Source organism: Eggerthella sp., assembly GCF_048329335.1.
Classification (GTDB): Bacteria; Actinomycetota; Coriobacteriia; order Coriobacteriales; family Eggerthellaceae; genus Eggerthella; species Eggerthella lenta.
On sequence record NZ_DBFEGU010000390.1, the window covers coordinates 1 to 12,154 of the forward strand.

Annotated in this window: 12 protein-coding genes; all 12 read left to right on the forward strand. The window is 66.1% G+C overall.

Annotated elements, in window-relative coordinates; all coding sequences use genetic code 11:
- A partial coding sequence (locus tag ACMO6A_RS12155) for a signal recognition particle protein (RefSeq protein WP_418471333.1) occupies positions 1-1,081 on the forward strand: 1,081 nt, incomplete at its 5' end.
- A gap of 80 nt (positions 1,082-1,161) precedes the next feature.
- Positions 1,162-1,668 (forward strand): GNAT family N-acetyltransferase, encoded by a 507-nt coding sequence (locus tag ACMO6A_RS12160; protein WP_009304491.1) that lies wholly within the window; start codon positions 1,162-1,164, stop codon positions 1,666-1,668.
- 318 nt (positions 1,669-1,986) lie between these two features.
- A complete protein-coding gene (gene rpsP / locus ACMO6A_RS12165) occupies positions 1,987-2,232 on the forward strand; it encodes a 30S ribosomal protein S16 (RefSeq protein ID WP_009304490.1) in 246 nt (81 codons plus the stop codon).
- Positions 2,233-2,237: 5 nt separating this feature from the next.
- Positions 2,238-2,492, forward strand: coding sequence for a KH domain-containing protein (locus tag ACMO6A_RS12170; protein WP_009304489.1), 255 nt, complete (start codon positions 2,238-2,240; stop codon positions 2,490-2,492).
- Positions 2,493-2,537: 45 nt separating this feature from the next.
- Entirely contained in the window at positions 2,538-3,014 is a 477-nt protein-coding gene (locus ACMO6A_RS12175) for a ribosome maturation factor RimM (RefSeq protein WP_227100872.1), read from the forward strand.
- A 40-nt stretch (positions 3,015-3,054) separates the two neighbouring features.
- Complete coding sequence (gene trmD, locus ACMO6A_RS12180; protein ID WP_009304487.1) at positions 3,055-3,777, forward strand: tRNA (guanosine(37)-N1)-methyltransferase TrmD; 723 nt, start codon at positions 3,055-3,057, stop codon at positions 3,775-3,777.
- Entirely contained in the window at positions 3,774-4,340 is a 567-nt protein-coding gene (gene lepB / locus ACMO6A_RS12185) for a signal peptidase I (protein ID WP_418471334.1), read from the forward strand. Before trmD ends, lepB (ACMO6A_RS12185) begins: the two co-directional genes overlap by 4 nt.
- Positions 4,341-4,497: 157 nt before the next feature.
- Complete coding sequence (gene lepB / locus ACMO6A_RS12190) at positions 4,498-5,064, forward strand: signal peptidase I (protein WP_009304485.1); 567 nt, start codon at positions 4,498-4,500, stop codon at positions 5,062-5,064.
- Positions 5,065-5,109: 45 nt separating this feature from the next.
- Positions 5,110-6,072, forward strand: coding sequence for a glycine--tRNA ligase subunit alpha (locus tag ACMO6A_RS12195; protein ID WP_009304484.1), 963 nt, complete (start codon positions 5,110-5,112; stop codon positions 6,070-6,072).
- Complete coding sequence (gene glyS / locus ACMO6A_RS12200; protein WP_009304483.1) at positions 6,069-8,159, forward strand: glycine--tRNA ligase subunit beta; 2,091 nt, start codon at positions 6,069-6,071, stop codon at positions 8,157-8,159. The genes ACMO6A_RS12195 and glyS overlap by 4 nt, the downstream gene beginning before the upstream one ends.
- A gap of 3 nt (positions 8,160-8,162) precedes the next feature.
- The gene (locus ACMO6A_RS12205) at positions 8,163-9,053 is read left to right on the forward strand and encodes a pyruvate, water dikinase regulatory protein (RefSeq protein ID WP_009304482.1); all 891 of its coding nucleotides are present in this window, start codon (positions 8,163-8,165) and stop codon (positions 9,051-9,053) included.
- A 59-nt stretch (positions 9,054-9,112) separates the two neighbouring features.
- Positions 9,113-11,851, forward strand: a complete 2,739-nt coding sequence (gene ppdK, locus ACMO6A_RS12210; RefSeq protein ID WP_009609124.1) for a pyruvate, phosphate dikinase — start codon at positions 9,113-9,115, stop codon at positions 11,849-11,851.
- The last annotated feature ends 303 nt before the right edge of the window (positions 11,852-12,154 follow it).

Below are 12,154 nucleotides of genomic sequence, written 5' to 3' on the forward strand. Positions count from 1 at the left end.
GACGACGGCTGCCGCGAAGCTGGCCTACCGCCTGAAGCAGGAGAACCATTCGCCCCTGCTCGTGGCCTGCGACGTGTACCGCCCCGCCGCGGCCGACCAGCTGGAAACCCTCGGCGGCGAGATCGGCGTGCGCGTGTACCGCGGCGACGGCCAGGATCCGGTGAAGATCGCGCAGGAGGGCATCCAGGACGCCATCGACAACCTGCGCGACGTGGTCATCGTGGACACGGCGGGCCGTCTGCACGTGGACGACGAGATGATGGACGAGGCCGAGAACATCAAGCGCGCCGTGAAGCCCGACCAGATCCTCATGGTGGTGGACGCCATGACCGGCCAGGACGTGGTGAACGTGGCCAGCGCGTTCTCCCAGCGCGTCGACTTCGACGGCGTCATCATGTCGAAGATGGACGGCGACGCCCGCGGCGGCGGCGCGCTTTCCATCAAGCAGGTCACCGGCAAGCCTATCAAGTTCATCTCGTCCGGCGAGAAGCCGGACTCGCTCGAAGAGTTCCACCCCGACCGCATGGCGAAGCGCATCCTGGGGATGGGCGACGTGGTCAGCCTCATCGAGAGCGCCGTCAAGGTGCAGCGGGAAGAGGTGGAGCAGGAGCAGGCCGAGCGCATGATGAGCGCGAACCTCACGCTCAACGACTTCGTCGACATGAACCGCCAGATCCGCAAGATGGGCGGCGTGTCGAAGCTGCTGTCGGCCTTGCCGGGCGGCGACAAGGCCATGGCCGCCGGCCAGGTGGACGAGAATGCGTTCGACCACATGGAGGTCATCATCAACTCCATGTCGAAGGCCGAGCGCGAGAAGCCCGAGCTGTTGAACGGCTCGCGCCGCGCGCGCATCGCGGCCGGTGCAGGCGTGAGCGTCTCGGACGTGAACCAGCTCATGAAGAAGTTCAACGAGACGAAGAAGATGATGAAGAAGATGATGCCTGCCGTGGAGGAGATGCAGGGCGGCAAGAAGGGGAAGAAGGGGAAGAAAGGCCGCAGGCGCCGCATGGGACTGCCCGGCGGCATGGGCGGCATGAACATGGCCGACCTCAAGAAGCTCCAGGACATGCTGGGCGAGTAGCGGTTCGTCCTCGTAGGATCGATCGGGCGCGAGGTTCCGCAAGGGTTCTTCTCGCGCACACGCAACGAAAGGAGGCGCATATGGCGTTGGAGATACGGCCGTACCGCGAGGAGGATCTCGCGGGCATGATCAAGGTATGGAACGAAGTAGTGGAGGCGGGGGAGGCGTTCCCGCAAGTCGAGCCCCTCACCATGGAGACGGCGCGCGCGTTCTTCGCCGAGCAGACGCTGACCACGGTGGCTGCGATCGACGACAAGCTGTTCGGCCTGTACATCCTGCATCCGAACAACGTGGGGCGCTGCGTGCACGTGGCCAACGCCAGCTACGCCGTGGCGTCCAGCGCGCGCGGCTTGGGGCTGGGCCGCGAGCTCGTGAAGGACTCGCTTGCGCAGGCCGCCCGCAAGGGCTTCCGCGGCTTGCAGTTCAACGCCGTGGTGGCTTCGAACGAGGCCGCCATCCACCTGTACGAGGACCTCGGATTCACGCGCGTGGGCACCATACCCGGCGGCTTCTGCAGCATACTGGGCAATTTCGAGGACATGCACATCTATTACAAGGATTGCTTCGGCGCGGCGCTTCCCAGCTGAGGTTAGCCACGCGCCCGGTCCGAGCGCGCCTTGTCGCCGCATGCGCATCTTCGCTCCGAAAACACGCCTCAGCGCGTGGAGCGTGTTTTCGGAGCGAAGATGCATGCGTTGCATGCCTCGCTGCCCGCCAAACGTGGGATTTTCGAGGATGCGGGAGGTCGGGGATGCGCTCGTAAGTCCGGCGCGTTACAATTCTGCTTGGTAATCGCTTGTCAAACAGCAGATTACGCCGTATCATAAGCAATTGCTGTTTTCGCTGCACCGCATACGCGCTGCACGCATCGAATCGAATGTAAGAAGCAAAAGGAGTTCATCTTCATGGCAGTCAAAATTCGCCTGGCCCGTCACGGCGCCAAGAAGCGCCCGTACTACCGCATCGTCGTTGCCGATTCCCGCTGCCCGCGCGACGGCAAGTTCATCGAGGAAGTGGGTCGCTACAACCCCTGCACCGAGCCTGCCATGGTGCAGTTCGACCTGGAGAAGGTCGACCAGTGGATCAAGAACGGCGCCCAGCCGACCGATACGGTTGCCAGCCTGCTGAAGCGCGCTCGCGAGAACGCGTAAGCATCATGGCCGAGCAGACGGAAGACATCGTCGGTCTCGTCGAGTCCGTCGTGCGCCCGCTCGTCGAGTTTCCCGACGATCTGGAGATCACGTCGAGCGATGCCGAGGACGGTTCTATTCTCGTCGAAGTTCGCGTGAACGAAGAAGATGCCGGCAAGGTCATCGGTCGCCAGGGGCGGGTCATCAAGGCCATCCGCACGTTGGCGCGTGCCGCTGCATCGCGTACGAACACCCATGTCGAAGTGGAGCTTCTCGACTAAATGCGTACGTGGGCGAACGTTGCCGAGCTATCTAAAACGAAGACCTTGACAGGAGGGCTCGTCGCGCGCTGCGCGCCGGGTCTTCCTTTTTTGCTGGAAGAGGGCATGGAGGTGGCCTTCGTGCCGCCTCGGCACGATGCGCCGCGCCGTGCGCGCGTGCTGTCCGTGCAGGACGCGGGCAGAGACGCCTTCCTCGTGACGTTCGAAGGCGTCGACTCCATCGACATCGCCGAGTTGTTGGTGGGGTGCAGCTGCCTCGTACGCCGCGCCGATCTGCCCGAAAGCGCGCTGGCCGCCGAGGCCGACGGCTTGGAAGGCTTTGAAGTGCACGACGCGCGCGCGGGCTTCGTGGGCGTCGTGGAGTCGGTGGTGGAGAATCCCGGGCAGTTCCTGCTGAGCGTCGCGCCCGCCGACGGGGGCAGGCGCGTGCTCGTGCCGCTTGTGGACGCGCTGGTCGTCGGTTTGGACGAGGACGCGCGCCGCATCGACGTCGACTTGCCGGACGGCCTGCTGGACCTGTAGCGGGCCGCGCCCTCGCCCCCGCGCCCGAAAGGACCCGCCCGTGATCATCGAAACGTTGTCGACGTTCCCCGACATGTACGCCTCCGTCATGGGCTCCTCCATGATGCGCATCGCCCAGGAGAAGGGCATCCTCGAGTTCAAGGCGCACGATCTGCGCGACTGGACCCACGATCGCCACCGCACCACCGACGACGACCCGTACGGGGGCGGCGACGGCCTGGTGATGAAGTGCGAGCCCATCTTCGAGGCCTACGACGACATCGCGGGCGCGGGCCCGCGCCCGACCACCGTGTTCCTGTCGCCGTGCGGTGAGCCGTTCACGGACGCCGTGGCATGCGAGCTGTCGCGCGAGGAGCGCCTGCTGTTCGTGTGCGGCCACTACGAAGGCATCGACGAGCGCGCCTACGCGCTGGCCGATCGCGTGATCTCGCTGGGCGACTACGTTCTGACCAGCGGGGAGCTGGCCTCCATGGTGGTCATCGACGCCGCCGTGCGCAAGCTGCCCGGCGTGCTGGGCGCCGAGACGGGCGCCCTGGGCGAGAGCTTCGCCGACGGCTTGTTGGAATATCCCCAGTACACGCGTCCGGCGACGTTTCGCGGCATGGGCGTGCCGCCGGTGCTGCTGTCGGGCAACCACGCGGCCGTAGCCGACTGGCGCCGCAAGCAGAGCCTCGAGCGCACCGCGCGCCTGCGACCCGATCTGCTCGAGGACGTCGATCTGAGCGCGGCCGATCGCGCCTATCTTAAGGATCTGGGCCTGTGAATTCCGGAGAGCACGCTGCGTACCAGAAGCCCGGCATCCTGCGCCGCTTCTTCGGCCTGCTCGCTTGGACGGGCTTCGTTGCGCTGCTGTCGTGGCTGACGTTCGTGTACGTGGGGCACGCTTATGCTGTTCCCACCGGCTCGATGGAAAAGACCATCATGACCGGCGACCGCGTGCTTGCTGAGAAGGTGAGCTACTACCTGCGTGACCCGGAGCCCGGCGACATCGTTATGTTCGAAGACCCCGATATCCCCGGCCGCCTGCTGCTCAAGCGCTGCATCGCCGTGGGCGGGCAGACCGTGGACATCACCGACGAGGACCGCCTCGTGTACGTGGACGGCGTCGCGCTGCGCGAGCCCTACACCGACGGCCTGCCCACGTACACGCTTGCCAGCGACGTCTCCTACCCCTACACGGTGCCCGAAGGCATGATGTGGATGATGGGCGACAACCGAACGAACTCGCAAGATTCGCGTTACTTCGGCGCCGTGTCCGTCGCGTCGGCGGAGGCGCGCAGCGTGGCGGTGCTCTGGCCCTTGGGCGACGTGGGCCTGCTGGGATAGCCTCCCGCCTCTCGCGTCGCGAGGGTTTCGCCCGGTGATCGGGAATTTCTGCAAACTTTGTCGAACGCGCCGGACGAATTGCGCCGACGCGCTATCATATACGCTCGTGATCTTGTTCGGGCGCCGAGCGCCCGCTTCGAAAGGATAGACAGACTACATGGATTCCGGACAGCACGCCGACCGCCAGAGCCCGGGCATACTCAGAACCTTCCTCAGCCTGCTGGTCATGGTGGCCTTCGTATTCGGGCTGTCGTGGGTGCTGCGCACGTACGTGTTCCAGGCTTACGAGATCCCCTCGGGCTCCATGGAGGAGACCATCATGGTGGGGGACATGGTGTTCTCCGAGAAGGTGAGCTACTACTTCCGCGACCCCGAGCCGGGCGATATCGTGACGTTCCAGGATCCCGAGATCCCCGGGCGCGTGCTCATCAAGCGCTGCATCGCCGTGGGCGGGCAGACCGTGGACATCAACGACGAGGACGGCCTCGTGTACGTGGACGGCGTGGCGCTGTCCGAACCGTACACCCGCGGTTTGCCCTCCTACACGCTGGCCAGCGACGTCTCCTATCCCTACACGGTGCCCGAGGGCTATCTGTGGATGATGGGGGACAACCGCACGAATTCGCAGGATTCTCGATTCTTCGGAGCCATACCCGTCTCCTCGGTGACGGGAAGGGGCGCTTTGGTGTACTGGCCGCTCAATGATTTCAGCCTACTCGACTAGCGCACGCGGCCGAGGGGTACGGGTTTGATCGAGACAAGGAGAACCATGTCAACCGAACATGCATCCGCCGCTGCGGAGCAGGGGGCTGCAGCGCAGCTCCCTCCGACGTTCCAGGACGTCATCATGAACCTCCAGCGATACTGGGGGGACCAGGGCTGCGTCGTCTTGCAGCCCTACGACAACGAGGTGGGCGCCGGCACCAACGCCCCGGCCACCACGCTGCGCTCGCTTGGCCCCGACACGTGGCGCACCTGCTACGTGCAGGGCAGCCGCCGTCCGACGGACGGCCGCTACGGCGAGAACCCGAACCGCACCCAGCACTACTTCCAGTTCCAGGTGCTCATGAAGCCCTCGCCCGACAACATCCAGGAGCTGTACCTGGGGTCGTTGCGCGCCATCGGCATCGACGTGGACGCGCACGACGTGCGCTTCGTCGAGGACGACTGGGAAAGCCCCACGCTGGGCGCCTGGGGGCTGGGCTGGGAAGTGTGGATCGACGGCATGGAAGTGACGCAGTTCACCTACTTCCAGCAGGTGGGCGGCTTCGAGTGCAACCCCGTGCCGGTGGAGATCGCCTACGGCCTGGAGCGCCTGACGATGTACATCCAGGGCGTGGACAGCATGTTCGACATCGTGTGGAGCCGCGGCGCCGACGGCGTGAACTTCACCTACGGCGACGTGTACCTGGAGAACGAGCGCCAGTACTCGCGCTACAACTTCGAGGTGGCCGACACCGATTTCCTGTTCCAGGAGTTCAACGACCGCGAGGCCGAGTGCCTGCGCACGCTGGAGGCGGGCCTGCCGCTGCCGGCCTACGACAGCGTGCTGAAGTGCTGCCACGCGTTCAACCTGCTGGACGCGCGCGGCGTGATATCGGCCACCGAGCGCATGGCCTACATCCTGCGCGTGCGCACCATCGCCAAGGCGGTGTGCGCCTCGTACATGGAGCACGTGGTGGGCATCAAGCCCGCCGAGGACGACGAAGCAGGGAAGGAGGCCGGACGATGAGCAGCCTGCATACGCTTGCGTTCGAGATCGGCACCGAGGAGATTCCGGCGTTCGACCTGCACCGCGCGACCCTCCAGCTGGAGAAGCTGGTGCCCGAGGCCCTGGACGCGGTGCGCATCCCGCACGGCGATGTGGCCGTCTACACCACGCCGCGCCGGCTCATCGCCATCGTGGCCGATGTAGCCGACGAGACCGAGGCGCTCGAAGAGGTGTTCCGCGGCCCGTCCGTCAAGATCGCCTTCGACGCCGACGGCAACCCGACGAAGGCCGCCACGGGCTTCGCGCGCGGCAAGGGCGTGGGCGTGGACGCGCTCGAACGCCGCGAGGAGAACGGCGTGGAGTACGTGTTCGCCACGAAGAGCATCGCCGCCCGCGACGTGGCCGAGCTGCTGCCCGGCGTGCTGGAAGGCGTGATCACGGGCACCTCGTGGCCGAAGTCGTGCCGCTGGGGCACTACGAGCGAGTACTTCTCGCGGCCGGTGCGCTGGCTCGTGGCGTTGTTGGACGAGCGCGTGATCCCCGTGCGGTTCGCGGGCCTTACGGCCGGCAACCTCACGCGCGGCCATCGCTTCCTAGCCCCCGGGCCGCACGAGGTGGCCACGGCCGCCGATCTGCTAGGCGTCGTCGAGGCCGCGCACGTGGTGTCGAGCGAGCAGGCGCGCGAGGCGGTCATCCGCGAGGGCGTGGCGCAGGCCGAGCAGCGCACGGGCGCCCGCGCCGAGCTTCCCGAGAAGACGCTTCTGGAGGTTGTGAACCTCTGCGAGCAGCCCACGGTGCTGGTGGGCACGTTCGACGAGGAGTTTCTGCGCGTCCCCGAGGAGATCATCGTCGACGCCATGCTCATGCACCAGCGTTACTTCCCGCTGTACGACGCGGACGGCAAGCTGACCAACAACTTCATCGTCGTGTCGAACGGCGACCCGGCGCACGCCGACACCATCACGGGCGGCAACGAGCGCGTGGTGCGCGCCCGCCTGTCCGACGCGAAGTTCTTCTACGAGGAGGATCTCAAGCATCCGCTGGAGACGTACGTCGACCGCCTGGACGAGGTGGTGTTCCAGGAGACGCTGGGCACCATGAAGGAGAAGGCCGACCGCATCGTGGCCCTGGCGAAGCATCTGGCCGCCGACGCGCAGCTGAGCGAGGCGGACGCCGCCGACGCCGAGCGCGCCGCGTACCTGGCGAAGGCCGACCTCGTGACGAACGCCGTCGTGGAGTTCACGAGCGTGCAGGGCGTCATGGGCTCCTACTACGCCGCCGCCTGCGGCGAGAGCGACCAGGTGGCCCGCGCCATCGCCGACCATTATCGCCCGCGCTTCTCCGGCGACGAGCCTCCCGCGTCGGACGTGGGACGGATCGTGGCCATGGCCGACAAGCTGGACACCGTCTGCGGCCTGTTCGCCGTGGGCCAGGGTCCCACCGGCTCGTCCGATCCGTTCGCGTTGCGCCGCAGCGCCATCGGCATCGTGGCCATGTTGGAAGCGGGCCTGCCCGTGTCGTTGGCCGCCGCCATCGATGCGGCGCTCGGCACCTACCAGGATGCCGGAATCGACTTCGACCGCGATGCGATCCGCGCCGAGGTGGCCGACTTCTTCGTGACGCGCACGAAGGTCATGCTGCGCGACGGCGGCTGCTCTCATGACACTATGGACGCCGTGTTGGCAACCGGCGTGGAGGAGCCTGCGCAGATCATCGCCCGCACTTATGTGCTTGAGGCGGAGCGTTTGGGTGCTCCCGAAGCGTTCGACGATTTGGCCACGGCCTACGCCCGTGCGAACAACCTGCGCGACGCCGATCTGGGCGTCGAGGTAGACGAAGCGCTGCTATCCGACGCCGAGCGCGCGCTTCTGGCCGCCACCGACGAGGCTGCTGCTTGCGTGAAGGAGGCTCTCGCTGTCGATCATTTCGGTGCCGCCCTCGCCGCCCTCGCGGCGCTGCGCGCGCCCATCGACGCGTTCTTCGAGGACGTGCTCATCATGGACGACGACCTCGCCCTGCGCGAGAACCGCCTGCGCCTGCTCAACCGTTTCGTCGCCGTGTTCGCCCATGTGGCCGACTTCGGCAAGATGGCCAAGGGCGCGAAGTAGCCCATGGACGAATTCATCGCCTACGGAAGCTCCACCGAGTTGCCCACGATCCACGTGATCAGCGACTCGGTGGGTCTGACGGCCCAGGCGGTGGCCCGTGCGGCCGCCGCCCAGTTCGGCGTCACGAACCCCGTCATCGAGGTGCTGCCGAAGGTGCGCACGTTCGAGGAGATCAAGGAGTTCATCGACGAGCACAGCGCCGTGCACAAGCGCAACACCGGCGATGGGCGCATGCTCGTGTTCTACACGCTCGTCGACCGCGACCTCTCGCGCCAACTGGCCGAATACGCCGGCGGTCGCGATGACATCGTGGCGGTCGACCTCGTGACGGACGCCATCGGCGCCATCGCGCACATGACGGGCAAGCAGCCGTCCACGAAGCCGGGCGGCCTGCACGTTGCCGACCAGTACTACTTCCGGCGCATCGAGGCCATCGAGTTCACCATCGCCCACGACGACGGCCGCAACCCGCAGGAGCTCCACCAGGCCGACATCGTGCTTCTGGGCGTGTCGCGCTCGTCGAAGACGCCCACGTCCATCTACCTGTCGCAGCAGGGCTACAAAGTGGCGAACATCCCCCTCGATCCCACCACCGAGCCTCCGGCGGAGCTCGAGCAGGTCGACCGCACGCGGCTGTTCGGATTGATGACGACGCCCGAGGTGCTCATCGGCATTCGGCAGCGCCGTTTGGGGCGCGCGAGTGCCGTCGCTTCGCGCTATGCCGATCCCGAATACGTGTACCGGGACTTGGAGGACGCCCGCGCGCTCATGCGCAAACTGGGCTGTATTGTCATCCACACCGAAAATCGTGCCGTTGAGGAAACGGCGCAGGAAATTTTGCGCTACTATGAGCGAGCCCATCCTCCATCAGCTGATATGATAGGGTCAGCCTGAGACTAGGGTTCCCAATGTATAGGTAGGTAAAGTCGGTACGTCGGGTTAAGGAGAAAAAGGTGACTGAAGAAGTCAAGCGAGTGTATGCGTTCGGCAAGGACGCGCAGGGCAACAACGTAACTGAGGGCAACACCAGCATGAAGGCGATCCTCGGCGGCAAGGGCGCGAACCTCGCCGAGATGGCCAACATCGGGCTGCCCGTGCCTCCCGGATTCACCATCACGTGCCAGACCTGCATGGAGTACGCCAATGCGGGCAACGCGTGGCCCGAAGGCGCGCTCGGCACCATCCAGGAGTATCGCGAGGATCTCGAAGCCCGCATGGGCAAGAAGATCGGCGATGCGGAGGACCCGCTGCTCGTGTCCGTGCGTTCCGGCGCCCCCATGTCCATGCCGGGCATGATGGACACCGTCCTCAACCTCGGCCTGAACGATCAGTCCATCAACGGGTTGATCAAGCAGACCGATAACCCGCGCTTCGCCTGGGATTCCTACCGTCGCTTCATCCAGATGTTCTCCAACGTGGTCATGAACCTCGACGGCGACCTGTTCGAGAACGCCATCACGGCTATGAAGCACGCTCGCGGCGCGGCGTCCGACACCGATCTCACCGCCGAGGACCTGCAGGAGCTCGTGGCCGAGTTCAAGCAGATCTTCGCCGAGAACGTGGATGCAGCGGCGTATCCGAGCCTCGTCGTGGACGGTGCCGTGCAGTTCCCGCAGGATCCCAGCGTGCAGCTGCAGCTGGCCATCGAGGCCGTCTTCGGCAGCTGGAACAACCCGCGCGCCACGCTGTACCGCAAGCAGAACAAGATCGCCGACGATCTGGGCACCGCCGTCAACGTGCAGTCCATGGTGTTCGGCAACAAGGGCAACACCTCTGCCACGGGCGTCGCGTTCACGCGCAACCCCGCCAACGGCGAGAAGGAGTTCTACGGCGACTACCTGGTGAACGCCCAGGGCGAGGACGTCGTGGCCGGCATCCGCAACACCTCGCCGATCGCCGAGCTCAAGGACGTGGACGGTCTGGAAGAGGCCGGCCGCGAGCTCGAAGAGGTGTTCGTCACCCTCGAGAACCACTTCCGCGACATGTGCGACATCGAGTTCACCATCGAGCAGGGCAAGCTGTGGATGCTGCAGACCCGCGTGGGCAAGCGTACCGCCGCCGCCGCGCTGCACATCGCCATCGAGATGGAGAAGGAGGGCCTCATCTCGAAGGAGGAGGCCGTCATGCGCGTCGATCCCGAGCAGCTCGACCAGCTGTTGCACCCGCAGTTCGACAAGAACGCCTCCTACGACGTTGTCGCCAAGGGCCTGAACGCCTCCCCCGGCGCCGCCGTGGGCGAAGCCGTGTTCTCCGCCGCCGACGCGGTGGCCGTGGCCGAGGCGGGCCGCAAGTGCGTGCTCGTGCGCTGGGAGACGAACCCCGACGACCTCGCCGGCATGATCGCCGCCGAGGGCATCCTCACCTCGCACGGCGGCAAGACGTCGCACGCGGCCGTCATCGCCCGCGGCATGGGCGCCCCGTGCGTCTGCGGCGTGGAGGCGCTGCGCATCGACGCCGAGAAGAAGCAGGCCAGCGTCGTGGGCACCGACATCGTCATCAAGGAAGGCGACATGATCTCCATCGACGGCACCACCGGCTCCGTGGTGCTGGGCGCGGTCGAGCTCGTGCTGCCCGAGATGACGGGCGACCTCGACACCATCCTCGAGTGGGCCGACGAGTTCCGCACGCTGGGCGTGCGCGCCAACGCCGACAACCCCGAGGACGCCGAGCTGTCCCGCGGCTTCGGCGCCGAGGGCATCGGACTGTGCCGCACCGAGCACATGTTCCTGGGCGACCGCAAGCAGATCATCCAGACCTTCATCCTCAACGAGGATCCGGCCGTGCGCGAGAAGGCCGTGGGCGAGCTCTTGGCTGCCCAGACGGGCGACTTCCTGGGCATGTTCCGCGCCATGGACGGGCTGCCGGTCATCGTGCGCCTGCTCGACCCGCCGCTGCACGAGTTCCTGGAGAGCCCCCGCGCGCTCGACGTGGAGATCGCCAAGCTCGAGGCCGCGGGCGGCGATAAGGCGCTCATCGCCGAGAAGCGCATGCTCATGGAGCAGATCGACGGCATGAGCGAGGCGAACCCGATGCTGGGCCTGCGCGGCTGCCGCCTGGGCATCGTGTACCCCATCCTGCCGGTCATGCAGGTGCGCGCCATCGCCACCGCCTGCGCCGAGCTGCAGAAAGAAGGCTTGAACCCGAAGCCCGAGATCATGATCCCGCTCGTGTCCGTGGTGGCCGAGCTCGAGAAGCTGCGCAAGGTCGCCGAGGACACTATCGCCGAAGTCGCCGCCGAGCAGGGCGTCGAGCTTGACATCCCCGTGGGCACGATGATCGAGCTGCCGCGCGCTGCCGTCACGGCCGACGAAATCGGCGCGGTTGCCGACTTCTTCAGCTTCGGCACGAACGACCTGACCCAGACGACGTTCGGCTTCAGCCGCGACGACGTGGAGGCCGAGTTCGTCCCGCAGTACCTGGCCGAGCGCCTGCTGCCCTACAACCCCTTCGCCACCATCGATCCGGGCGTGGCGAAGCTCGTGGAGATGGGCGTCGAGCTGGGCCACAAGGGCAACCCCGACCTCGTCTGCGGCGTGTGCGGCGAGCACGGCGGCGATCCCGATTCCGTGAAGACGTTCCACACGATCGGCCTCGACTACGTCAGCTGCTCCCCGTACCGCGTGCCGCTGGCCCGTCTGGCCGCCGGTCAGGCCGCCCTGGCCGAGAAGATGGGCGACGGCCGCGACAAGTAGCCTCCGTCCGAGACCTCGCATGATCGAAGGGCCCGCAGCATCGCGCTGCGGGCCCTTTCGCGTTCGGCGTCGAGTTGCGAGTGCGACGGGACGCGAAACCTTCAGTGAGAGGGTGCGAAAAGGGCTCCATCTTGTTGACGGAGCCCTTTTTGAAAGCTTGGACAGCTTGTTTCAAACTGTATGCTGCAAAACAGGTCGCGCGATGTGCCGGCTCTGTTGGGAGCAGCTAGACCGTCTCAAGGTACTTGGCAACGCTCTTGCCCGCTTCGCGGCCCAACACGATGGCCATGCCGAGGCTTACGC

Coding starts and splice junctions, on each gene's coding strand:
- ACMO6A_RS12160 (WP_009304491.1), top strand. CDS start 1,162: ATGGCGTTGGAGATACGGCCGTACCGCGAGGAGGATCTCGCGGGCATG.
- rpsP (WP_009304490.1), top strand. CDS start 1,987: ATGGCAGTCAAAATTCGCCTGGCCCGTCACGGCGCCAAGAAGCGCCCG.
- ACMO6A_RS12170 (WP_009304489.1), top strand. CDS start 2,238: ATGGCCGAGCAGACGGAAGACATCGTCGGTCTCGTCGAGTCCGTCGTG.
- lepB (WP_009304485.1), top strand. CDS start 4,498: ATGGATTCCGGACAGCACGCCGACCGCCAGAGCCCGGGCATACTCAGA.
- ACMO6A_RS12195 (WP_009304484.1), top strand. CDS start 5,110: ATGTCAACCGAACATGCATCCGCCGCTGCGGAGCAGGGGGCTGCAGCG.
- glyS (WP_009304483.1), top strand. CDS start 6,069: ATGAGCAGCCTGCATACGCTTGCGTTCGAGATCGGCACCGAGGAGATT.
- ACMO6A_RS12205 (WP_009304482.1), top strand. CDS start 8,163: ATGGACGAATTCATCGCCTACGGAAGCTCCACCGAGTTGCCCACGATC.